Origin of the sequence: Streptomyces sp. NBC_00727, from assembly GCF_045161745.1 — a bacterium.
In the GTDB taxonomy this organism is placed as follows: domain Bacteria; phylum Actinomycetota; class Actinomycetes; order Streptomycetales; family Streptomycetaceae; genus Streptomyces.
Map to the genome: position 1 here is coordinate 1,963,545 of NZ_CP108981.1, position 22,438 is coordinate 1,985,982.

The following is a 22,438-nucleotide window of genomic DNA, read 5'->3' on the forward strand; positions in this document are numbered from 1 at the left end:
GTGGCTAGCTTGAACAAGGGGGCCGCGCCTCACCCGAGGAGATGACCGACGATGCCCGCAGAAGCGACCGAGGGCACACCGTGCTGGGCCGACGCGACGTTCACCGATCCGGAGGGCGCGAAACGCTTCTACGGTGAGCTGCTGGGCTGGACGTTCGGCGACACGCTGCCGGAGTACGGCAACTACACACAGGCGTACGTGGACGGCAAGGCGGTCGCCGCGCTGATGCCGCCGGGGCCCGGGCAGATGCCGGTCGGCTGGTGCCTGTACCTGGCCTCGCCGGACGCGGAGGCCACCGCGTCGAAGATCCGCGGCGCCGGCGGCACGCTCCTGGTGGAGCCCATGCGGGTCGGCGAGTTCGGCACGATGGTGCTGGCCGCCGACCCGGGCGGGGTGACCTTCGGCGTATGGCAGCCCGGCACGCACAAGGGCTTCGAGGCTCGGACCGTCCCGGGCGCCTTCAACTGGGCCGAGGTCTTCACCCGTGCCCCGGAGCGGGCGGACGCCTTCTTCTCCGAGGTCTTCGGGTACGGAGTGCAGCGCATGACGGACGACGGGGTCGACTTCACGCTCTACGACCTGGGCGCCGACCCGGTCCTGGGGCGCATGAGGATGACGGAGGAGTTCCCGCCGGAGGTGCCGCCGTACATGAACGTGTACTTCACGGTGGACGACTGCGACGCGGCGGTGGAGAAGGCGAAGTCCCTGGGCGCGACGCTGCGGTTCGGCCCGATGACCATCCCGTTCGGCAGGTTCGCGGCGCTGACGGACCCGCAGGGCTCGCCGTTCTCGCTGATCGACAACGGCACTACGGGCGGCGAGATGCCGAAGCTGGAGCGGGTGTCGTAGCCGGCCCTACGCCTCGGGGTGGCGCGCGTCGTACCGGGCGAAGGCGGGCCAGCGCAGCGCGAGCAGCGCCACCGCGACCACGCAGGCGATCCCTCCCCCGGTGACGGCGAGACCCGGGGAGGTCAGGCCGGCGGCGGACCCGGCGAGGAAGTCGCCCAGCCGGGGCCCGCCGGCCACCACCACGATGAAGACGCCCTGGAGCCGTCCGCGCAGCTCGTCCGGGACGGCGGCCTGGAGCATGGTGTTCCGGAAGACCATGGACGTGGTGTCGGCAGCCCCGGCGAGCGCCAGGAACACGAGCCCGAGCCAGAGCTGCCGGGTGAGCCCGAAGACCGCGACGGCCGCGCCCCAGCACCCGACGGCGACCAGCACCGCGAGCCCGTGGCGCCGCACGCTCCCCAGCCACCCGGAGAACACCCCGCCGAGCAGCGCCCCGAGCGCCGGTGCGGCGACGAGCAGCCCGGTGGTCTTCGCGTCGCCCCCGTACCAGAGGACGGCGACGACGGGGAAGAGCGCGCGGGGCTGGGCGAGCACCATCGCGCACATGTCGCTGAGGAACGTCATCCGCAGATTGGGCCGGGTCCCGAGGAACCGCAGCCCGTCGAGCACGGAAGCCCGTTTCCTGCTTCCGGCATCCTCCTCGCCCCGCTCGGGCAGCATCGAGGGCAGCCGCCACATGGCGTAGAGGGACGCGGTGAAGGTGACGGCGTCGACCCCGTACGCGGCGCGGTACCCCCACCAGCCGACGATGAGCCCGCCGAGCATGGGCCCGACGAGGGTGCCGGTGGTGCTGGTCATCGAGTTCAGCGCGTTGGCGGCGGGCAGCTGCTCGGCCGGCAGCAGCCGGGCGATCATCGAGGACCGGGCGGGCGAGTTCAGCGCGAAGCAGACCGCCTGGAGCGCGACGACCCCGTACAGCACCCCCACCTGCTCGACCCCGGCGACGGTGACCCCGACGAGCAGCACCGACAGCAGGAACGACCCGAACGCACTGGCCAGCCCCAGCTTCCGCCGGTCCACGGTGTCCGCGACGGCCCCGCCGTACAGTCCGAACACCACGAGCGGCACCAGCGAACACGCCCCGATGAGCCCCACGGAGAACGCCGAACCGGTCAGGTCGTACACCTGCAACGAGACCGCGAGTGCCGTCATCCCCTGCCCGGTCCAGGACACCGTGTTCCCGAACCAGAGCCGCCGGTAGTCGGGCGAGGTCCGCAAGGGGGTCAGATCGGCGAATATTCGCCCACGAGCCGCCGGCTCGTCGGAGCCATCGGCGGCATCGGTCAGGGATTCGGTCACGCGGAATGGTATCGACCACTTACCGGCGCCGTATGCGCCGGTAAGTGGTCGATGGCGTGGCGGAGCCCTAGCCGTCCGCCGGCTGATAGCCGTCCGCCTGCGAGCGGAACATGCGCGCGTATTCTCCGTCCAGGTCGAGAAGGGCGGAGTGCGTGCCTTCCTCCACCACCCGGCCCTGCTCCAGGACCAGGATCCGGTCCGCATCGCGGACGGTGTTGAGCCGGTGGGAGATGAGCAGGCTGCTCCGGCCCTGCCGGTGTTCCCGGAGTCGGAGGTGGATCTCGCGCTCGGCGACCGGGTCGAGACCGGAAGAGGGCTCGTCGAGGATCAGGAGGTCGGCGTCGGTCCGCAGAAGTGCCCTGGCCAGGGCGACGCGCTGCCACTGACCTCCGGACAGGAGCACCCCGGTCCGGTCCGGAGCCGGGTCCACGTCCGGGGGTGCGGAGCGTGACAGGCGTCGGCGCCCGCGGCGCGGCACCGTGGTGGTCGAGGCGGGCTCGGGCAGGTGCGTCCGGCTGAGCCAGGTGTCGTATCCATGGGGCAGTCCGTGGAGGACAGCGTCGATGCCGGCCCGCTCGGCCGCGCCGCGCAGCCTCGGCCGGTCCCCCGCCGCGCCGAGGTCGCCGATGGCGATGTTGTCGGCGGCGGACATGTCGTACGCCATGAAGTCCTGGAACACCACGCCGATGCGGCGGCGCAGCGAGGTCAGGTCGACGGCCGACAGGTCGGTGCCGTTCCAGGTGACCTCGCCCCGCGTCGGCCGGTAGAGACCGGCGATGAGTTTGACGAGCGTGGACTTGCCCGCGCCGTTCAGGCCCACGAGCGCCACGGACTCGCCGGGGCGGATCTCCAGGTCCACTCCGCGCAGGACCCATTCATGGCCGGGGTGGTAGCGGAACCAGACATCGCGAAGAGCGACGCCTCCGGTGAGGGGCTGCGCCTCGCACAGCTCACCGGCCGGTGCCGGGCTCGGAGCGACCAGCTCGCTGTAGTGGCCGAAGAGTGTGAGGGCCTGGCTGATGGTGCCGTAGACCCCGGTCAGTGAGGAGATGGTCAGCTGGACGGTGGCGAGTGCCGCGGTGACGACCGCCAGCTGCCCGATGCTCCCCCGCCCGGTATCGATCAGGTGCACGGCGAGGGCGATCGAGACCCCGGCAAGACCTGCCGACATCAGGGCGAGGGCGGACTCGACCCGGAGGACGGTCCGGTCCACGCGGCGGTCACCCGCCTGAGCCGAGCGGAGGTCGCCGAGCATCCGTTCCCGGAAGAACCGGCCGAGCCCGTACAGGCGGATCTCCTTCGCGGCCCGCACATCGGTCAGCAGGGCCGCGTGGAACATCTGGCGCCGGATGAAGGGCGTGACGAGCTGCGCCATGTCGCTTCGCCGGCGGCCCAGCTTCGCTTGGGCGTAGAGCGCCGGGACGGTGGCGGAGAGCACCAGGAAGGCGATGAGCGGGGAGAAGGCCCACAGGACGGCGACGAATCCGCCGACGGTCAGCATGCTCTGCACCGTGCCGAGCACCGTGCCGGCCACCAGCTGCGGGCTGGTCTGGCTGGCCTGTCCGGCGAGTTGCAGACGGTCCCGGAACGCGGGGTCCTCCAGCTCGGCGAGCCCTTGCGCGCGGCTGACCGCGCTGAAGAGTTGGGTCTGCGTGTGGAGGGTGACCAGCCGGTCCGCCTCCCTGTCGCCGTACTGTGCTGCCTGCGTCGCGATCGCGACCGCTCCCCCGGTGACCGCGAGGACGGTGACGGACACCCAGAGCGGCGGGCCCGTGTGGCGTCCCAGCTGGTCCAGGATCGCCTTGGCCGCCCAGGCGGTGACCACGGGCGCGGCGCCGGACAGCAGGGCGGTGAGGAGCAGAAGCACGGCCGGGCCGGGTGCGGCACGCAGATACAGCAGGCAGGCGCCGCGGAGCAGCCGGAAGGCGGAAGGAGCGGAGGACGCGCGGTCGTGGGCGGTCAAGGTGTCAGTCCGCCCACAGGGGCAGCGGCAGCGAGTCAAGATCCTGGAGCTCCGCGGCGAGGGTGCCGTCCTCGCCCGTCAGCCAGTAGGTCGGGGTCGCTTCGACCCGCCAGGCGGTCATGAACGCGAGCGCGTTCTCGCCGGTGAGCAGCGTCCCGACGGGCGAGAGCAGCCTGCGCAGGCCCCGTGCGTCCTCGCCGTCGTCCAGCAGCACCACGAGCACCCGCGTCCCGGATGCATCCAACTCGGCCGCGCGCAGGGCCAGTTTCGGCGCATCGGCCACACAGGCCGAGCAGGTCGTGGAGAGGAACGCGACCAAGGTGTGCCGCCCGCGCAGGAAGTCCGGGTCCAGCGAGGTGCCGTCATCGGCCACGACGTCGAAGGCGGGCACGGGACCGCCGATCGCCGGACCGGCTCCCGGGGCAGGGTCCATGCGCACGCCGAGGAGGCGGAGCCGGCGTATCACCGCGGTGCTCACGGCGAGGTTGAGCAGGCAGAGCAGACCGAGTACGACGACAGCGGCCGTCAGGACAGTCATGGCGGGAATCTCCTCCGGAAGGGCGCGGAACGGTCGAGGGCGACGTCAGGGGGCGCGCGGAGGCGAGGCATCCATCAGGCCGGCCCCGCCAGCAGCTCCGTGAGGTCGTCCCACAGGACGACCACCCAGCTGAGCGCTGCCGCGGCCCCGAGGGCGACCAGCAGGGCCGGGGCTGGGTGGCGGACCGTGCCGTCCGCGTACGTACCGGCCAGACCCAGGCAGGCCATCGCCATAAGCAGTCCGTTGCGCAGGAGTTGTGCCCCGCGGACGGGTGCGCGGGAGCTGCCGAAGCAGTGGCAGGCCACCTGTGCCCCCCGCCGCACGGCCCGGGCCAGCACAAGGCTGAAGACCAGCAGCAGGGCGAGCGCTCCCACGAGGGCCGTGACGGCGGTGGCCGGCGCGACCAGCAGCACGGCCAGCACGGCTTCGGCGGCCGGCACCGCCGTCAGGAGCGCCGACGACGGCCCGAAGGCGGTCACCCTGGCAGCGAGCGGGCCCCCGAGAGCCACCGCGGCTGCGCGGAACTCCCCGTACGCCCGCGGGGACCGGACCTTGGCCGCGGCGGAGAGCGCGAAGACCACGGCCAGGACCAGGCGGGCCTCCAGCTGCGTCCAGTACCACACGGCTGACACGATGCCTCCGTTCGCGCCGGATACTGTCGAAGGCGCGTGGGGGGCGAATTGCGGTCGCCCCCCACGCACTGTCGCGTCGACGCGGTCCCGTAACTACCGCGTCAACGGGTCAGCCGCTGCTCAGGGGCAGGTGGCCGACGTGTAGGGCGCCCCGCTGATGCTGACCCGGCACTGCCGTGCGCTGCCGGTGCAGGCGTTGCGCTGCTGCAGGACGTAGGCCGAGCTGGTGAAGATCGTCTTCCATGGCCCCCAGCAGGCCGCGGACGCCTTCGCGGACGGCAGGACCGCCCGCAGGATCCGATCGCCCACCCGGTCGAACGTGCGACGCATGAAAACTCCTCAGGTCGGTGCACACTTTCGGTATGTAGCCCTGCAACCCTGCGTGCACAGGTTGCAAAAAAACAAGTGTTTAATGAAAAGAACACAGACTTTCGCGCATCGTATTGACGCCCCCGACTCCCGGTGTGAACATCTCCTCCCGTCAGGCACAAGCGACTGCCCGGCTTCGGCCTGCGACGGACGCGGCACCGGGGTGGCCGCCGATCCAGCCAGGGGGAGCGCGTGTGGCACACGGTCAGGGCACAGATCGGATTCCGGTCCGGACGGGCGGTGGCACTGCTCATCGCACTGGTCGTGGCGGTCACCTCCTTCACCGTGCTGACCGCGACCGCGGGCCGTCAGCGCCTTGAGGTCCAGGGCACGGTGGCGGCCAACTCCCGTGGCGCGTACGACCTGCTGGTGCGGCCACCCGGAGCGCGGTCCGCGCTCGAAACACAGCAGAAGCTGGTTTCCGCCACGGCGCTGAGCGACCTCCAGGGGGGCATCAGCGAGGAGCAGTGGCGGCGGATCCTGAAGATCCCGGGGATCCGGGCCGCGGCGCCCGTCGCCGTCGTCGGTTACCTGCCGTCGACCGTCCATCTGCCGGTCGACGTATCGAAGTCCGTCCGTCCGGGCGGGAAGGCCCAGCTCTGGCGCCTGAAGCCGGAGCTGATCTCCGAGCGGGGCCTGACGAAGGTTCCGGCCGAGAGCTCGTACCTCTACGTGGCGCCGCAGCGGCTCGATCACCCGAAGAGCGCAAGCGGAAAGGGCGGGGAGCTGAGCGGGCAGATCGATCTGGTCGGCGCGGACGGCGAACGCCGCGAGGTCTGCAGCGTGGCGACGGGGAACGACCCGAAGACCAATCGGGCCGAGGGCCTGGTTCCCACCTGCGGGTCCACCCACGCGCGCAACAACGTCAACGAACCAGGCGGGGCCAGTCCGAAGGCCACCGGGACGGACGTCCCCCCGGCCGGCATCGGCTACGTCACATGGCGCTTCCCGTATCTGGTGGCGGCGGTGGATCCGGTCCAGGAGGCCCGTCTGGTGGGCCTGGACAAGGCGGTCGTGGAGGGATCCTATTTCGCACCGGACCAGAAGACGGCGGTCGTCGAGCGCGATGGTTCGCGGTTCGCGGACATCCCGGTGCTGCTGGCCGACCGCTCCCCGGTCGAGGAGAAGCTGCGCGTCGAGGTCGAGGAACTCTCCCCCGAGGCGGCCGCACACATCTCCTCGGGCGAGAACTCGGGCACCCTGGCCCGGTCGCTGCCCGACGCTCCCGCCCTGCGCAGCCACAGCGTGGAGTTCACGTCGGACGCCGCGTACGACGCCATGACCCGCGGTCTCGGCCAGGAGGAGAGGGCGCCGGGGGAGCCATTCGCCTGGAGCAACCTGAGCTACTACCTCAGCGCGTCCCCGGTCACCTACGAGTCGTCCGGCGACCAGCTGGCCGCCCGCCCCGTCCGACAGGGCCCCCTGCTGGAACCGGACCTGGGGGAAGGCGAGCTGGGCGACGGATCCGATCTCGGGGACACGGCGGTGCGGTCGCTGGACCAGCACGTCTCGCACATGTACGTGGGCAGCAACACCACCGACGAGCCCATGCCCCTGATCAAGCCGATCGGCCGTTTCGATCCCGACAGGCTCACGGCCGGCCAGAGCCACTTCGGTGCGGTGCCGCTGGAGACGTTCTTCCCTCCGCAGGCCGAAGGCGCCGACGCGGCCTCCAAGGCGGCGCTCAAGGGCAAGTCGCTGCTGCCGAACGGCAACGTCGCGGGTCTCCTGTCCGTCGCCCCCTCCATGATCACCACGCTCTCCTCCCTGCCTCTCCTCCACGACCCCGAGCAGTTCAGCGGGATCAGCCTCCAGGGGGGCGTGAACGCCGCCGAACCGATCAGCGCGATCCGCGTCAGGCTGGACGGCACCCTCGGCACCGATGCCCTCTCCCGCGAACGCGTACGGCTGGCCGCGGAGCAGATCCGCAACCGCACCGGGCTGGCCGTCGACATCACCATGGGCTCGTCGCCGACCGCCGTCGACGTCGTCGACCCGGCCGGAAAGTTCGGACGCCCCGCCCTGACACTCAGCCAGATGTGGTCCCGCAAGGGAGTGGCCACCGCGATCGCCGACGCGGTGGACCGCAAGTCCCTCATCCTGTTCCTGCTGGTCCTCGCGGTGTGCGCGCTGTTCGTCACGGGGGCCACCTCCGCGGCGGTGCGGTCACGCCGCACCGAGCTGGGGGTGCTCGCCTGTGTGGGCTGGCCGGCCCGAAGGCTGTTCGCGCTGGTCCTGGCCGAGGTGGTCACGATCGGGGCGGCGGCCGGGCTGGTCGGAGCCGTACTGGCCGTTCCGGCCGGGGCCCTGGCAGGGGTGGAGGTGCGGTGGTCGCGGGCGCTCCTCGCGATCCCGGCGGCGGTCGGGCTGGCCGCTCTGGCCTCGCTGTGGCCGGCCCTGCAGTCGGCGCGCTCCCACCCGGGTGAGGCGATACGCCCCTCGGTGAGCGCGCGCGCCCACCGCACAAAGGTCACCGGAGTCCCGAGCCTCGCCTGGGCCAACGTGCGCCGGGTGCCCGGGCGGACGGCGCTCGGCGCGACGGCGCTGGCCGGCGGGGTGGCGGCGCTGGTGATCCTGATCGGGATCGGGGCCGCGTTCCAGGGTGAGGTCGCCGGCTCGCTGCTCGGCAACGCCGTCACCGTCCAGGTCCGCACCACCGACTACGTCGCCGCCGCGATCACGGCCCTCCTCGGCGCCGCGAGCGTGGCCGACGTCCTCTACACCAACATCCGTGATCGCGCGGCCGAGTACGCCGTGCTGCGGGCGACCGGCTGGCCGGACGGCTCCCTCACCCGGCTGGTGCTCGGCGAGGCGGCTCTCACGGCCACCGCCGGGGCGGTGCTCGGCGCCGGACTCGCGCTGGCCGCCTGCTCGGCGCTCACCGGCGGGTACCTCCCGGTACTCGGATGGGTCGCCGGGGCGGTGGCCGTCGGGGCGGTCCTGACCACCGTCGCCTGTGCGGCGCTGCCCGCGCGGACGCTCCGGACGGGTTCGACGGCGCAGACGCTGGCGGAGGAGGAGTGACGCGGTCACCGCACGGAGCCGGGGGACGGCGGGTCCGGTCCGCCACCCCCCGGCGCGCGGCCGGACACCGGGTACCAGCCCACGGAGCCATCGAGGAGAACAGAGTTGAGATTCCGCATCCCGAAGACCCGGACCATTCCCCCGGCGGCCGCGGCCGCCCCGGGAGCCGTGATCACCGCCGAGTCCGTCGTGAAGGTGTTCGGCTCCGGCGCGGCCGACCCGGTCACCGCCGTCGATCACGTCTCGCTCACCCTGGAAGCGGGCAGCAGTGTGGCGCTCATCGGGCCGAGCGGGTCGGGCAAGTCGACCCTGCTGCACCTGCTCGGCGCGATCGAAGCCGCCGACGCCGGGAGCATCACGGTCGGCGGCACCGAGATCACGGCCTCCGGACGGGCCGAACTCACCCGCTATCGGGCCGGCATCGGCTTCGTCTTCCAGCGCTTCCACCTCCTGCCCGCGCTGACCGCCCGGGACAACGTGGTCGCGCCCGTACTGCCCTACCGCAGCCGCGCGTCCGCACGGGGGCGGGCCGACGAACTCCTCGCCGCCGTCGGCCTGGCAGGCCGTGAGGACCGGCTGCCGTCGCAGCTTTCGGGCGGTCAGCAGCAACGCGTGGCCATCGCCCGCGCCCTGATCAGCCGGCCGTCCCTGCTGCTGGCCGACGAACCCACCGGCAACCTCGACTCCGCCACGGGCACGGAGATCATCGAGCTGCTCCTGCGCCTCAACACCGAACAGGGCACCACCCTCGTCCTGGCCACCCACGACATGGGCATCGCCGCGCGCTGCGGACGCGTCGTGACCATGCGGGACGGCCGGGTCCTGGAGGACAGCCGCACCGCCCCGGCTCCGGCCGTACGTCCATGACCCTGGGCGGCGCCACGCCATGGGTCCTGGGCGGAGCGATCGCCCTCCTGGCAGTGGCCCGCTCGTCCCTGCTCCTGATCACGGTCGAGGGCATCAGCATGGAGCCCTCCTACGCCGACGGAGACCTGCTGCTCATGGTGCGCCGCCCCCTGGCCCGGCCGCGGCGGGGGCAGGCGGTCGTCCTGTGGGAACCACCGGGGTGCGACGTGCCGGCGCCCCGGGCGGCCGGCAACCGGTACGCCGTCAAGCGCCTGGCCGCGACATCCGGCCAGCCGGCCCCCGCGGGAACCGCCGGCGTCGTCCACGGGACGCCCGTCCCGGCCGGCCACGTGGCCGTACTCGGCGACAACTCCGCGCGCAGCACGGATTCCCGCGAGTGGGGCGTCCTGCGGAACGACCGGGTGGTGGGCGTGATTTTGGGGCGGATACGGCGCAGCGCGGCGCCGGAGGACTAGGACCGCGTGGAAAACCGCCGCACCATGCACGTTTCCCAGGTCAGATCGATTCTGCCTGGGGATGCTGGGTGGGGCGGGTGGGACTCGAACCCAAATCGGTGACGCGTCTCACCTGCGGTTATCTCAAAGAGTGCGACATACCCGCCTGTTTCCATCCGGCTGCATCCTGCTCGATCCGACTCCAGCGGGTTGCGGTGCAGCGTTCGCTGCACCGACCCGAGAGGCACATGAGGCCGCATCCGGGCCGTCCGATCACGTCCCTCTCAACCGCACCGAGCGGAAGTCTCGCTTCCGGCCGGCAGGCCGACCAGAGAATCTGAGACATCGGCCAGCCGAACGACCGGCATAACCATCAGTAACGTTCGTCGAACGCCACCGCAGACTGCCGCAGGCGCGGGTCGAGGAGCACGCCGCCCCACTGTGCCCGCCTCGAACGCCGTCAACTCCGCGCAGACGAAGTCCGCTACCACCGTGTCCGTAAGTGATCATTCCCGAGTTCGCGACGATCACGCTCATGGAGCGGGTCGACCGCGAAAACGACGAGGTCACCACACCAACTGAGCCGCCCAACGGGCTCTGCCGCACCCCAATGTCACCGAAGACTGAACCGCATGGCCGTCCGGAGGCGGATCGCGATCAGCCACACGGGGATCCTCTCTGTACGTTATCGTGTACGTCATGAAGACGATGAGTGTCACCGAGCTACGCGCGGGCATCGCCGACGCCCTCGACGCGGTGGAGAACGACGCCGAGGAGCTGGTCATCACCCGGACTGGCCACGAGCCGATGGTCGTCGTCTCGCTCGCCGAGTACGAGGCGCTGAAAGAGACCGATTACCTGCTGCGGTCGCCCGCGATGGCCGAGCGCTTGCGCAGGTCCATCGAGCAGGACCGGGCCGGCCAGGCTGTGCTTCGCGAGCTGGTGGATCCCGATGACGAGGCGGCCGGGCGGGGCGCCGCGTGAAGGTGCTGTTCGTCGACGACGGCTGGAACGATTACCTGTGGTGGCAGGGGAACGACCGCAAAATACTGAAGCGCATCAACCAGCTGATCGCCGACATCGACCGGGGCGGCCACGAAGGAATCGGCAAGCCCGAACCGCTGCGGAACGACCTCTCCGGCTACTGGTCGCGGCGCATCAACTCCGAACACCGACTGGTGTACCGCATCGATGAGAACGCCATCATTCACGTGGTGGCGTGCCGCTTCCACTACGAACGGTGAACCAGGCGCACACCGAGGGGTTGGGCCTCGGCTCTTGATAGCGCCCGTCAGCCCTCGCAGCCCGCGAGGGCCTTTCTGGAGCGGGGGCGTCGCGCCCCGTCCTCTCCGCCGATTCGCTTGAGATGTTCCGCGTACGCCTGCTCCGCCGCTTCAGTTTCCCCCGCGTCCCCTCGATCTTCGCGGTCACCTGAACTTCAAGACGCGCTCGACGAGTGATTCCCAGCTGTCGGCGAGTGCGGCTTCTCGGCGTGCCGACTCCGGGGCGGTGCTCTCCGCGGGCGCCAGGTACATCACGAAGGGCCCCTCGAGAGCTGCGGCGAGCTGCATTGCCAAGCTGTCGATATCGACGATGGGCAGGAGGCCTTCGCGCCGGGCCTGCCCGAGGAGCATCCGGATGTGGGTGGTCGACATCCCTCCGGCAGCGATGGTCACCTGCTGGTTGCGATCGAGTGCGGCGCGCTCGATCGCATGGTGCTCGAGCAGGAATCCGGTGCGCGCGCGGCCGTAGGCGACCAGCCGGGCGATCACGTCGGCGCCGGGACCCAGTGGCGGCGGCCCGTAGAGCACCTGCTGCTGGAATGTGCGGTCGGCATCGTCGAGCAACGCGGCGAAAATGCCCGCCCGGCTGCCGAAACGCCGAAAGACGGTTCCCTTGCCCAGTTGGGCCCGCTCGGCCAGTGCGTCCATGGTGACCCGCCTCGCCCCGCTTTCGGAGATCATCTCGCGGGCGACGTTGAGCAGGTGTTCGCGATTGCGCACAGCGTCGGCACGCTCGGCCGGAGGAGGCCCGATGGGCAGCAGGGGGGTGTCCACGGTCATACGGTAGCCGAGGGAATACAAGCGGGGTAAAGTCCGTTTACGATGACGCGAGCCACCGAGCCCGCATCACAACCCCCACCGCCGCGTGCACGGCCGGGACCGACCAAGGAGTTCAACCATGACCCTGTTCCAATGCCGGCATCCTGCCCGCGGCCTCCGCCGGCGCGGAGATCGCCGGCGTGGGCCGCGTTCAGTTCACGCGGCGGCTACGGCCACCATCAACCTCGACCTGCGCTTCACCGCCTGAACTGAACACGGCCCACGCCCTCGACCGTGCGCCTGACCCGGCGTCGGCGAGGGAAGCCGAAAGATCGAGAAGAAGGAGAACGCACACCATGAGCAGAATCAGCATCATCGGAACGGGGAACATGGCCCGCGCCCTGGGCAGCCGCGCACTCGCGGGCGGCAACGCGGTCGAGGTCATCGGCCGTAATGCTTCCAAGGTCGACGCTCTGGTCAGGGCGATCGGCGGCGCCACAGCGGGGACGATCGGCGCGGCACCAACCGGCGACATAGTCATCCTCGCCGTGCCCTACGCCCACACCGCACCGCTCGTGCGCCAGTTCGGCAACGCGCTGTCGGGCAAGGTGATCGTCGACATCACCAACCCGTTCAATCCCGACCTCACGGGACTGGTTACGCCAGAGGGCAGTTCCGGCGCGCAGGAGATCGCCAAGTCCGCTCCCCCGGGAGCGCACGTCGTCAAGGCGTTCAACACCGTCTTCGGCCACGTGCTGACCGCCTACACGCCCGAGGATCCCCGCCCGCTGGACGTGTTCATCGCCGGTGACGATGCCGAAGCAAAGGCGCGCGTGTCATCGTTCGTCGAGAGCCTCGCGCTGCGCCCGCTCGACGTCGGCGACCTGACGAACGCTCGCTGGCTCGAAGGAACGAGCGTGCTGTTGATGCGCGCCATGTCCGGCAAAGCCGTCCACAGCAGCAGTTTCTCCATCGGCCTCACCGTCCGCGACTGACCATACGCATCTTCTCCATCCGTACTGGAGACGCCGACATCGGCCACCCGGCTGCGATCCGTGGCGCTCTCGGCGGGGAAGAAGCCTCACACCCAATCTCGTTTCCGCTTCCGTTCAGAAGGGAACCTCGTGAGCTACCTGCCACATGGGGCGATCGTCCTACCGGCCGGCGCGGGCCGGCCGATCCCCGGCGACGGCCTGCTGATCCCCAACTTGCTCGGCAAGGTCACCGCCGACCAGGGCTCAGGCTCCATCGCCGTGATGGAGGGGACCGCCGAGCCCGGCTTCGGGCCCCCTCTTCATATCCATCACAGCAGCGAGGAGCTCTTCTATGTCCTCCAGGGCCAGATGGACTTCCAGATCGGCGACCAGCGGGTAAGCGCCACGCCCGGCACGCTCGTCATGGTGCCGCGCGGAACGGTCCACGCGCCCCGGGTGGTCGGACGCGAGCAGGCCAGGTTCCTGGTCATGTTCGCACCCGCCGGCCCGGACGGGCTGTTCTATGAGATCGCCGCACTCGCCCAGGAAAATGGCGGGGTCATCAATGACAATGACTCGCGCATCGAGGCGCTTGCGGTCACGTACGATACCGAGCACGTCGGGCCCCCACTGCAGTAAATCAACGAGCCTTGACAATCCCGGACAGTTCGCGGGTGCCGCGGTGGCTGTGGACCAGCACGTCGGAGTGCCCGGCGCGCCTGGTCCTACCGCTGCCAGGCGTACGGGATTCTGCCTGGAGATGCTGGGTGGGGCGGGTGGGACCCGAACCCAGATCAGTGAGGCTTCTCACCTGCGGCCTTACCAAAGAGCCCGATTTACACCGTCGTTTCGATCGGGATGCGTCTGGCTCGATCCGGCTCGATCGGGGGTGGTGCAGCGTTCGCTGCACCACCTTTCCAGCAACACGCAGGGTTCACGGCACCGGACACTCCCCGCTCCAGCCTCGTCGAAGAGCAGAGACACACTGATGCCCTGGTTCGCGAACGGGCCGGACACTCTTCCGCCTCGGGATGGCATTCGCCGGAGCCGGGATCACGGCCGAGGGCGAAGGTCAGGCGCGTACGTCTCGTTGCTGCACTTCCTTCAGGACCGCTCCCACCGTGGCGAAGTCGTTGTCCACGTGAAGCACCGTGTGACCGTGATGGACCGCCGTCGCGCACACCAGGAGGTCGATGGCTCCGGCGGCACGGTGCTGCCCTCGCTGGGTGAGCTTGTACTGCGCGGTGTCGACCCAGCGCCACGCACCCTTGGGAACCGGGGCGAGATGGCAGAGGTCGTCGACCTCTTCGGCCAACTCGTCCCGATGAGCAGGGCTTGTGGCCGAGAAGAGGAACTCCGCCCTCGTGGGCTCGCAGATATGGAACACGCCGGCGGCGATGTGCCCCTCCCAGGGACGCAATGCCCCCGGTGTACGAAAGAGGTGCCAGAGGGCGGACGTGTCGAGCAGGTATGCGATCACTCGAAGGCTGCTCGCCGGGCCTGCTTGGCCGCTGCATGCGCCGCAGCCGCAGCCTCGAACTCTCCCCGCTCACCTCGCGCGGCCAGCTTCTCGGCGGCCTCCAGTCGCTTGATGCGCGCCACGTAGTCCCGCAGAGCCCCGTTGACCGTCTCCTTCTTCGTCGAGACACCCATGAGACGCATCGCCTCAGCCAGCGCCTCGTCATCGAGATCGACCTGAGTCACGGACATATCAGCCACCCCTCACCCTGAGTCCATGATGTACATAACTACGATACATCACCAACATTCGCGGCGGCAGATCATCGAGCACGAGACGGAGAGGACCCGCCCCGGCCGCCGAGCCGGCGGCCACGAGCCGCATACCGAGCGGATGACGTCGATGCGGTGAGGCAGGGCCGCTGCCTCAGCAGCCGTGGGAGCCTTCACCACGCACCCCATCGAAGACTCGAACAAAACCCCAGGTCACAGGCCTCTTGACCCTCACAGGGGACACGAAACGGCACACGTTCGCCACACCGATTCGGGACACCCAATCCCGCGAAAACCGCGTTTCCGCAGGTCAGAACGTTTCCTCGGGGTGACTACTGGTGGGGCGGGTGGGACTCGAACCCACGGCCGACGGATTATGAGTCCGCTGCTCTAACCGGCTGAGCTACCGCCCCGTTTCGGCGTGGCGCGTACATGTGTGCGCACCGTCTGCCGCAGCATAGCCGGTCATACGATCTCCCGCTGCGGATGCCCGGCTGTTGATGACCATGAAGACGGCGCTGCTCGCCGGCCGGTTCCGGGCACACGAAAAAGGACCCCGTAGGGGCCCTCTTCCGATCGCTCCCCCGACTGGACTCGAACCAGTAACCCTCCGGTTAACAGCCGAATGCTCTGCCAATTGAGCTACAGGGGATCGCGCTCCCCCGACTGGACTCGAACCAGTAACCTGCCGGTTAACAGCCGGCTGCTCTGCCAATTGAGCTACAGGGGATTGCTGCGGTGCCTCGAACGTACCTGCCTGGCGGATGCCGGGCGGCGCGCGCTCGCTGCGACACATACATTAGCGCAAGCAGGGGGGTGCTTTGCCAATCGGTATCGGCCGGGGTGATCTCGGGCGTCTGCGGGTAGGCGAGCAGCACACGTCGCACGGAGCGAAGGAAGGGTGGCAGCCATGCGGTACCGGCTCACGTTCATCGCCGGAGTGGCCCTCGGTTACGTGCTCGGCACGCGGGCCGGGCGCGAGCGCTACGAGCAGCTGAAGAAGTCCGCACGCCAGTTCGCCCAGAACCCGGCCGTGCGCAATACCTGCGAGACCGCGGCCCAGAGCGGCCGGGAGTTCGCGGGGAAGGCGTACCACGCCGTGGGCGAGAAGGTCGGCGACAAGGTGCCGGCGTCCGTGACGGACCGGGTGCGGTCCTTCCGCGGGCGCGGGACCGGGAACGGCGTGGGGGACGACTGGGGGACGACCAACACCTAGCCGGCCGCGCCGTCGCTTCTGCCGCGCCACCGGTACGGGAAACCGCCGGGGGTGCGGCAGAATCTGTGTATGGGCATAGTCGCCGGCTTGGACAGTTCTTCCGCGTTCACACACATCGTGGTCTGCGATACGGACACGGGTGCCGTACTGCGCGAGGGGTACGCCCCTCACCCCGTCGAGGCGAAGGCCACCGAGGTCGACCCGCAGGCCTGGCTGCTCTCCCTCGGTGAGGCAGCCACCGGCGGGCTCCTCGAAGGGGTGCAGGCGATCGGCGTCTCCGCGCAGCAGCACGGGCTCGTACCGCTGGACCACCAGGGCAACCTCGTACGCCCGGCGCTGCTCGGCAACGACAAGCGGGCGCAGGCCGCGGCGGCCGATCTGATCGACGGGCTCGGCGGACGGCAGGCCTGGGCCGAGGCGGTCGGGGCGGTGCCGCAGGCCGCGCAGCCGGTGGCCAAGCTGCGCTGGCTGGCCCGGGCCGAGCCGGAGCAGGCGCAGCGGGTGGCGGCGGTGCTCCAGCCGCACGACTGGCTGGTGTGGCAGCTGCTCGGGCGGCCGGCCCGGCGGACCACCGACCGGGGCGCCGCGTCCGGGACCGGGTACTGGTCGGCGGGCAGCGAGTCCTACCGGCCGGATCTGGTGGAGCTGGCGCTCGGGCACCAGGCGGCGCTGCCGGAGGTGCTGGGCCCCTCCGAGGCGGCCGGGATGACACCGGAGGGGCTGCTGATCTCCGCCGGGACCGGTGAGACCATGGCGGCGGCCTTCGGGCTGGGGGTCGGCGTCGGGGACGCGGTCGTGTCGTTGGGGGCCTCGGGTTCCGTGATGGCGGTGCACCACGAGGCGCTGGCCGACCCGACCGGGATGATCACCTCGTTCGCCGACGCGACGGGCATGCACCTGCCGGTGGTGCACACGTCGAACGCCGTACGCGCGCTGCGCGGCACCGCCGAGATGCTGGACGTTCAGGGGCTGGACGCGCTGTCGGCGCTGGCGCTGAAGTCGACGGCCGGTTCCTCGGGGCTCGTACTCCTGCCGTATCTGGAGGGTGAGCGCACCCCGCAGCTGCCGCACACCGCGGGGACGCTGTGCGGGCTGAGGCGGGAGTCGATGAAGCCGGAGCACCTGGCGCGGGCCGCGTTCGAGGGGATGCTCTGCTCGCTGGCGGACGCGCTCGACGTGCTGCGCGGCCGGGGCGTGGAGGTGCGGCGGGTCTTCCTGCTGGGCGCGGCGGCCGAGCTGCCGGCCGTGCAGCAGCTGGCGCCCGCGCTGCTGGGGACGCAGGTGGTCGTGCCGGAGCCCGCCCAGTACGCGGCGCGGGGCGCGGCCCGGCAGGCGGCCTGGGCGCTCGGGGTCTCGCAGGGGGCGCTCGACGGGCGCACTCCCCCGGCCTGGCAGGGCGCGGCGGCACAGGTGCTGGAGCCGGGCGAGGAGCTGCCGGTGGGGCAGGCGGTGCGCCAGCAGTACATCGCGACGCGGGACCAGATTCACCCGGGAGCGTTCGACTCGACACGCTGAGTGCGGCGGGACCGCGAAATTATGGACCGGGTCCGTTTTTTGACCTGGACTTGAATAAAAACGTTCGCGGTCCCGGCGAGCGGTGCCGGAAGATGGGTCGGCTCCCCCGACCTACGCCGACTCCGAGAGACACGCGTGCTCATAAAAATTCTGCGGGCCTATCTCGGTCCGTACAAGAAACCGATCGCGGTGCTGGTCGTCTTCCAGCTGCTGCAGACCTGCGCCACCCTCTACCTCCCGACCCTCAACGCCGACATCATCGACAACGGTGTCGTGCAGGGGGACACGGGCTACATCCTCCAGTACGGCGGCGTGATGATCGTCGTCAGCATCGCCCAGGTGGTCTGCAACATCGGAGCCGTCTACATCGGCGCCCGTACGGCCTCGGCGCTCGGGCGGGACGTGCGGGCGTCGGTCTTCGACCGGGTGCAGTCGTTCTCCTCGCGCGAGGTCGGGCGGTTCGGCGCGCCCTCGCTGATCACCCGTACGACCAATGACGTCCAGCAGATACAGATGCTGGTGCTGATGACGTTCACGCTGATGGTGTCGGCGCCCATCATGTGCGTCGGCGGCATCATCATGGCGCTGGGCCAGGACGTGCCGCTCTCGGCGGTGCTGCTCGCGGTGGTGCCGGTCCTCGGGGTCGCGGTCAGCCTGATCGTGCGGAAGATGCGCCCGCTGTTCCGGCAGATGCAGAAGCGGCTCGACACGGTCAACCGGGTGCTGCGCGAGCAGATCACCGGCAACCGCGTCATCCGCGCCTTCGTGCGCGACGACTACGAGGAGGGGCGCTTCCGGGGCGCCAACACCGAGCTGACGGACGTGGCGCTGTCGACGGGCCGGCTGATGGCCCTGATGTTCCCGACGGTGATGACCGTCGTGAACGTGTCGTCGATCGCCGTCGTCTGGTTCGGCGCGCACCGCATCGACAGCGGCGGGATGGAGATCGGCGCGCTGACGGCGTTCCTCGCCTATCTGATGCAGATCGTCATGTCGGTGATGATGGCGACCTTCATGTTCATGATGGTGCCGCGCGCCGAGGTGTGCGCGGAGCGCATCCAGGAGGTCCTGGAGACCGAGTCCAGCGTCGTCCCGCCGGTGGAGCCGGTGCGGGAGCTGCGCGCCCACGGGCATCTGGAGGTGCGCGGCGCGGACTTCCGCTACCCGGGCGCCGAGGAGCCGGTGCTGCGGGCGGTGGACCTGGTGGCGCGGCCGGGCGAGACGACCGCGATCATCGGGTCGACGGGCAGCGGGAAGTCGACGCTGCTCGGGCTCGTACCCCGGCTGTTCGACGTGACGGACGGCCAGGTGCTGGTCGACGGCACGGACGTGCGGACGCTGGACCAGGTGCTCCTGGCCAAGACCGTGAGCCTGGTCCCGCAGAAGCCGTACCTGTTCTCGGGGACGGTCGCGACGAACCTGCGGTACGGGAATCCGGACGCGACCGACGAGGAGCTGTGGCACGCGCTGGAGGTCGCCCAGGCGAAGGAGTTCGTCGAGGCCCTGGAGCACGGGCTCGACGCGCCGATCGCGCAGGGCGGCACCAATGTCTCGGGCGGTCAGCGCCAGCGGCTGTCGATCGCGCGGACCCTCGTGCAGCGCCCGGAGATCTACCTCTTCGACGACTCGTTCTCGGCGCTGGACTACGCGACCGACGCGGCGCTGCGGGCGGCGCTCGGGCGGGAGACCGCCGAGGCGACCGTGGTGATCGTGGCCCAGCGGGTCTCCACGATCCGCGAGGCCGACCGGATCATCGTGCTGGACGAGGGGCGGGTCGTCGGGACCGGCACCCATCACGAGCTGATGGACGGCAATGACACGTACCGGGAGATCGTGCTCTCCCAGCTGACGGAAGCGGAGGCCGCGTAATGGCCGGGCCTGGCGGACGCATGATGGCGGGCGGGGCGCCGACCGAGCGGTCCATGGACTTCAAGGGGTCCTCGAAGCGGCTGCTGAAGCGCTTCGCCGCCGAGAAGAACACCTTGTACGTGATGCTGCTGGCGGTGGCCCTCAGCGTCGGGCTCTCCGTGGTCGGCCCGAAGATCCTCGGCAGGGCGACCGACCTGGTGTTCGCCGGGGTCGTCGGCCGCGGCATGGACGCCGGGACGACCAAGGAGCAGGCCGTCGAGGGCCTGCGCAGGAGCAACAGCGGCCTGGCCGACATGCTCTCCAAGGTGGACTTCACACCGGGCCGGGGCATCGACTTCGGCGCGGTGGGCGACGTCCTGCTGATGGCGCTGGCGGTGTACGTCGGCGCCGGGCTGCTGATGCTGGTGTCGACGCGGCTGTCGATCCGGGTGATCAACCGGGTCGTGTTCCGGCTGCGCGAGGACATCCAGACGAAGCTGTCGCGGCTGCCGCTCTCGTACTTCGACCACGCCAAGCGCGGCGAGGTGCTGAGCCGGGCGACGAACGACATCGACAACATCTCGCAGACGATGCAGCAGACGATGGGCCAGCTCATCAACTCCCTGCTGACGATCATCGGCGTGCTGGTGATGATGTTCTGGATCTCGCCGCTGCTGGCGCTGGTCGCTCTGGTGACCGTGCCGCTGTCGGTGGTCGTGGCGACGAAGGTCGGCAAGCGCTCGCAGCCGCAGTTCGTGCAGCAGTGGAAGGTGACGGGCAAGCTCAACGCCCACATCGAGGAGATGTACACCGGGCACACCCTGGTGAAGGTCTTCGGCCGGCAGGAGGAGTCCGCGAAGGGCTTCGCCGAGCAGAACGAGGCGCTGTACGAGGCCGGGTTCAAGGCGCAGTTCAACAGCGGGATCATGCAGCCGCTGATGATGTTCGTGTCGAACCTGAACTACGTGCTGATCGCCGTGGTCGGCGGGCTCCGGGTCGCGTCGGGCGCGCTGTCGATCGGTGATGTGCAGGCGTTCATCCAGTATTCGCGGCAGTTCTCGATGCCGCTGACCCAGGTCGCCTCGATGGCGAACCTGGTGCAGTCCGGTGTGGCGTCGGCGGAGCGGATCTTCGAGCTGCTGGACGCCGAGGAGCAGGAGCCCGACCCGGCGAAGGGCGAGGGCGAACACCCCGGCGTCCTGCGCGGCAGCGTCGCGCTGGAGAACGTGGCGTTCCGCTACGACCCGGAGAAGCCGCTCATCGAGGACCTGTCGCTGAACGTCGAGCCGGGCCACACGGTCGCGATCGTCGGCCCGACCGGCGCCGGCAAGACGACGCTGGTCAACCTGCTGATGCGGTTCTACGAGGTGACGGGCGGCCGGATCACGCTGGACGGCGTCGACATCGCGAAGATGTCGCGGGCCGACCTGCGCTCGGGCATCGGCATGGTCCTCCAGGACACCTGGCTGTTCGGCGGGACCATCGCGGAGAACATCGCCTACGGGGCCTCCGGCGACGTCAGCCGGGAGCGGATCGAGGAGGCGGCGAGGGCCGCCCACGCCGACCGCTTCATCCGGACCCTGCCGGACGGCTACGACACGGTGATCGACGACGAGGGCTCCGGGGTCAGCGCGGGCGAGAAGCAGCTGATCACGATCGCCCGGGCGTTCCTGTCCGACCCGGTGATACTCGTGCTCGACGAGGCGACCAGCTCCGTCGACACCCGGACCGAGGTGCTGATCCAGAAGGCGATGGCGGGCCTCGCGCACGGCCGTACGAGCTTCGTGATCGCACACCGGCTCTCCACCATCCGGGACGCCGACGTCATCCTGGTCATGGAGAACGGCTCGATCGTCGAGCAGGGCACGCACGACGAACTGCTGGACGCGAAGGGCGCCTACGCCCGGCTGTACGCGGCGCAGTTCGCGCAGGCGGTCGCCGAGGTCGACTAGGGCCTGTCCGGCGGATCAGGGTCGGACAGGGCGCGGCGGTACGGCCGCTCCGCGGCTGCCTCGGGGCGCAGGCCCTAGTCGAGGTAGCCGCGGAGCTGGTCGGCGGAGGTGTGGTCGCGCAGTCTGCTGAGGGTCCTCGACTCGATCTGGCGGATGCGTTCGCGGGTCACGCCGAAGATGTGGCCGATCTCCTCCAGGGTGCGGGGCCGCCCGTCGACCAGCCCGTAGCGCAGCTGGACCAGCTTGCGTTCGCGCTCGCCCAGGGTGGAGAGGACCGCCTCCAGGTGCTGGCGCAGCAGCAGGAACGCCGCGGACTCCACGGGGGACGCGGCGTCGCCGTCCTCGATGAGGTCGCCGAGCGAGACGTCCTCCTCCTCGCCGACCGGGGCGTGCAGCGAGATGGGTTCCTGGGCGAGGCGCAGGATCTCGCCGACCCGTTCGGGCGTCAGGTCGAGGTGGGCGGCGACCTCCTCGGGCGTGGGTTCGCAGCCGCGTTCCTGGAGCATGCGGCGCTGGACCCGGACGACGCGGTTGATCAGCTCGACGACGTGGACCGGGACCCTTATGGTCCGGGCCTGGTCGGCGAGGGCGCGGGACATGGCCTGGCGGATCCACCAGGTCGCGTACGTCGAGAACTTGTAGCCGCGGGCGTAGTCGAACTTCTCGACGGCCCGGATCAGCCCGAGGTTCCCCTCCTGGACGAGGTCGAGCATGGTCAGGCCGCGGCCCACGTAGCGTTTGGCGACGGAGACCACGAGCCGGAGGTTGGCCTCGATGAGGCGGCGCTTGGCCGTGCGGCCCATGACGACCAGGCGGTCCAGGTCGACGGCGAGGCGGGTGTCGGGGTCCGGGGTGCGGGCGAGGTGTTCCTCGGCGAACAGGCCGGCTTCGACGCACCGGGCGAGCTCCACCTCCTCGGCGGCGGTGAGCAGCGGGATGCGGCCGATCTCGCGCAGGTACTGGCGGAACAGGTCCGAGGTGGGCCCGGTCTCCGGCTTCCCGCGCGGCTCAGGGGGCTCCTCCGGCTCGACGGCCTCCTCCATCACGGCGGCCTCGGCCGGCTCGGGCGCCGCTGCCGGGGGGTGCCCGCCGGCTTCGGGGTGGCGCGCGGCCCTGGCCTGCACGGGTATGGCGGCCAGGCTCTCGGTTTCGGGCACGGTCCGGGTCTGCACGGGGGCGACCTCC

The 22,438-nt window shown here is 70.4% G+C and carries 21 protein-coding genes and 3 tRNA genes; 12 read left to right on the plus strand and 12 right to left on the minus strand.

Annotated elements, in window-relative coordinates; genetic code table 11:
- Positions 1-51 precede the first annotated feature (51 nt).
- Positions 52-849 (plus strand): VOC family protein, encoded by a 798-nt coding sequence (locus OG242_RS08780; protein WP_405897605.1) that lies wholly within the window; start codon positions 52-54, stop codon positions 847-849.
- Positions 850-855: 6 nt separating this feature from the next.
- Here the strand turns inward: OG242_RS08780 and OG242_RS08785 are convergent, their stop codons facing one another.
- The 5 genes from OG242_RS08785 to OG242_RS08805 form a co-directional block, all read right to left on the minus strand.
- Positions 856-2,148: an MFS transporter gene (locus OG242_RS08785; protein ID WP_405897606.1), complete on the minus strand. Its 1,293-nt coding sequence runs from the start codon at positions 2,146-2,148 to the stop codon at positions 856-858.
- Between the two features lie 67 nt (positions 2,149-2,215).
- The gene (locus OG242_RS08790; RefSeq protein WP_405897607.1) at positions 2,216-4,111 is read right to left on the minus strand and encodes an ABC transporter ATP-binding protein; all 1,896 of its coding nucleotides are present in this window, start codon (positions 4,109-4,111) and stop codon (positions 2,216-2,218) included.
- Positions 4,112-4,115: 4 nt separating this feature from the next.
- Positions 4,116-4,649, minus strand: coding sequence for a TlpA family protein disulfide reductase (locus OG242_RS08795; protein WP_405897608.1), 534 nt, complete (start codon positions 4,647-4,649; stop codon positions 4,116-4,118).
- A 74-nt stretch (positions 4,650-4,723) separates the two neighbouring features.
- On the minus strand, positions 4,724-5,281 hold the full coding sequence (locus OG242_RS08800) for a MauE/DoxX family redox-associated membrane protein (protein WP_405897609.1): 558 nt from the start codon (positions 5,279-5,281) through the stop codon (positions 4,724-4,726).
- Positions 5,282-5,401: 120 nt separating this feature from the next.
- A complete protein-coding gene (locus tag OG242_RS08805; RefSeq protein WP_405897610.1) occupies positions 5,402-5,611 on the minus strand; it encodes a hypothetical protein in 210 nt (69 codons plus the stop codon).
- A gap of 279 nt (positions 5,612-5,890) precedes the next feature.
- On the opposite strand from OG242_RS08805, the gene OG242_RS08810 reads away from it, so the two are divergent.
- The 5 genes from OG242_RS08810 to OG242_RS08830 all read left to right on the plus strand — a co-directional run bounded on the left by OG242_RS08810 (position 5,891) and on the right by OG242_RS08830 (position 11,219).
- Positions 5,891-8,674: an FtsX-like permease family protein gene (locus OG242_RS08810; protein WP_405897611.1), complete on the plus strand. Its 2,784-nt coding sequence runs from the start codon at positions 5,891-5,893 to the stop codon at positions 8,672-8,674.
- Positions 8,675-8,779: 105 nt separating this feature from the next.
- Positions 8,780-9,541, plus strand: coding sequence for an ABC transporter ATP-binding protein (locus OG242_RS08815; RefSeq protein WP_405897612.1), 762 nt, complete (start codon positions 8,780-8,782; stop codon positions 9,539-9,541).
- A complete protein-coding gene (locus OG242_RS08820) occupies positions 9,538-9,996 on the plus strand; it encodes a S26 family signal peptidase (RefSeq protein ID WP_405897613.1) in 459 nt (152 codons plus the stop codon). The genes OG242_RS08815 and OG242_RS08820 overlap by 4 nt, the downstream gene beginning before the upstream one ends.
- 678 nt (positions 9,997-10,674) lie before the next feature.
- Positions 10,675-10,959: a type II toxin-antitoxin system Phd/YefM family antitoxin gene (locus tag OG242_RS08825; protein WP_405897614.1), complete on the plus strand. Its 285-nt coding sequence runs from the start codon at positions 10,675-10,677 to the stop codon at positions 10,957-10,959.
- A complete protein-coding gene (locus OG242_RS08830; protein ID WP_185301023.1) occupies positions 10,956-11,219 on the plus strand; it encodes a Txe/YoeB family addiction module toxin in 264 nt (87 codons plus the stop codon). Before OG242_RS08825 ends, OG242_RS08830 begins: the two co-directional genes overlap by 4 nt.
- A gap of 183 nt (positions 11,220-11,402) precedes the next feature.
- Here the strand turns inward: OG242_RS08830 and OG242_RS08835 are convergent, their stop codons facing one another.
- On the minus strand, positions 11,403-12,038 hold the full coding sequence (locus tag OG242_RS08835) for a TetR/AcrR family transcriptional regulator (protein WP_405897615.1): 636 nt from the start codon (positions 12,036-12,038) through the stop codon (positions 11,403-11,405).
- A 335-nt stretch (positions 12,039-12,373) separates the two neighbouring features.
- Between OG242_RS08835 and OG242_RS08840 the strand changes: the two genes are divergently transcribed.
- Both OG242_RS08840 and OG242_RS08845 read left to right on the plus strand, forming a co-directional pair.
- Positions 12,374-13,012, plus strand: coding sequence for an NADPH-dependent F420 reductase (locus OG242_RS08840; protein WP_405897616.1), 639 nt, complete (start codon positions 12,374-12,376; stop codon positions 13,010-13,012).
- 129 nt (positions 13,013-13,141) lie between these two features.
- A complete protein-coding gene (locus tag OG242_RS08845; protein WP_405897617.1) occupies positions 13,142-13,630 on the plus strand; it encodes a cupin domain-containing protein in 489 nt (162 codons plus the stop codon).
- Positions 13,631-14,063: 433 nt separating this feature from the next.
- On the opposite strand, the gene OG242_RS08850 is transcribed toward OG242_RS08845, so the two are convergent.
- From OG242_RS08850 to OG242_RS08870, 5 genes are all read right to left on the minus strand, one after another.
- Entirely contained in the window at positions 14,064-14,471 is a 408-nt protein-coding gene (locus tag OG242_RS08850; protein WP_405897618.1) for a PIN domain nuclease, read from the minus strand.
- Positions 14,468-14,701 carry a type II toxin-antitoxin system VapB family antitoxin gene (locus OG242_RS08855; protein ID WP_015577068.1) on the minus strand — a complete coding sequence of 78 codons (234 nt, stop codon included), beginning with the start codon at positions 14,699-14,701 and terminating at the stop codon, positions 14,468-14,470. The genes OG242_RS08850 and OG242_RS08855 overlap by 4 nt, the downstream gene beginning before the upstream one ends.
- Positions 14,702-15,058: 357 nt before the next feature.
- Positions 15,059-15,135, minus strand: a tRNA-Ile gene (locus OG242_RS08860).
- Between the two features lie 166 nt (positions 15,136-15,301).
- Positions 15,302-15,374: transfer RNA gene (locus OG242_RS08865), tRNA-Asn, on the minus strand.
- A gap of 5 nt (positions 15,375-15,379) precedes the next feature.
- Positions 15,380-15,452: transfer RNA gene (locus OG242_RS08870), tRNA-Asn, on the minus strand.
- A 180-nt stretch (positions 15,453-15,632) separates the two neighbouring features.
- On the opposite strand from OG242_RS08870, the gene OG242_RS08875 reads away from it, so the two are divergent.
- The 4 genes from OG242_RS08875 (at position 15,633) to OG242_RS08890 (ending at position 21,253) form a co-directional block, all read left to right on the plus strand.
- Positions 15,633-15,938, plus strand: a complete 306-nt coding sequence (locus OG242_RS08875) for a YtxH domain-containing protein (protein ID WP_405897619.1) — start codon at positions 15,633-15,635, stop codon at positions 15,936-15,938.
- Between the two features lie 69 nt (positions 15,939-16,007).
- Complete coding sequence (locus OG242_RS08880; RefSeq protein ID WP_405897620.1) at positions 16,008-17,453, plus strand: FGGY family carbohydrate kinase; 1,446 nt, start codon at positions 16,008-16,010, stop codon at positions 17,451-17,453.
- Positions 17,454-17,588: 135 nt separating this feature from the next.
- Positions 17,589-19,322: an ABC transporter ATP-binding protein gene (locus OG242_RS08885; RefSeq protein WP_405897621.1), complete on the plus strand. Its 1,734-nt coding sequence runs from the start codon at positions 17,589-17,591 to the stop codon at positions 19,320-19,322.
- Positions 19,322-21,253 carry an ABC transporter ATP-binding protein gene (locus OG242_RS08890; protein ID WP_405897622.1) on the plus strand — a complete coding sequence of 644 codons (1,932 nt, stop codon included), beginning with the start codon at positions 19,322-19,324 and terminating at the stop codon, positions 21,251-21,253. The genes OG242_RS08885 and OG242_RS08890 overlap by 1 nt, the downstream gene beginning before the upstream one ends.
- Before the next feature lie 74 nt (positions 21,254-21,327).
- Here the strand turns inward: OG242_RS08890 and OG242_RS08895 are convergent, their stop codons facing one another.
- Entirely contained in the window at positions 21,328-22,425 is a 1,098-nt protein-coding gene (locus OG242_RS08895; protein ID WP_405897623.1) for an RNA polymerase sigma factor, read from the minus strand.
- Positions 22,426-22,438 lie beyond the last annotated feature (13 nt).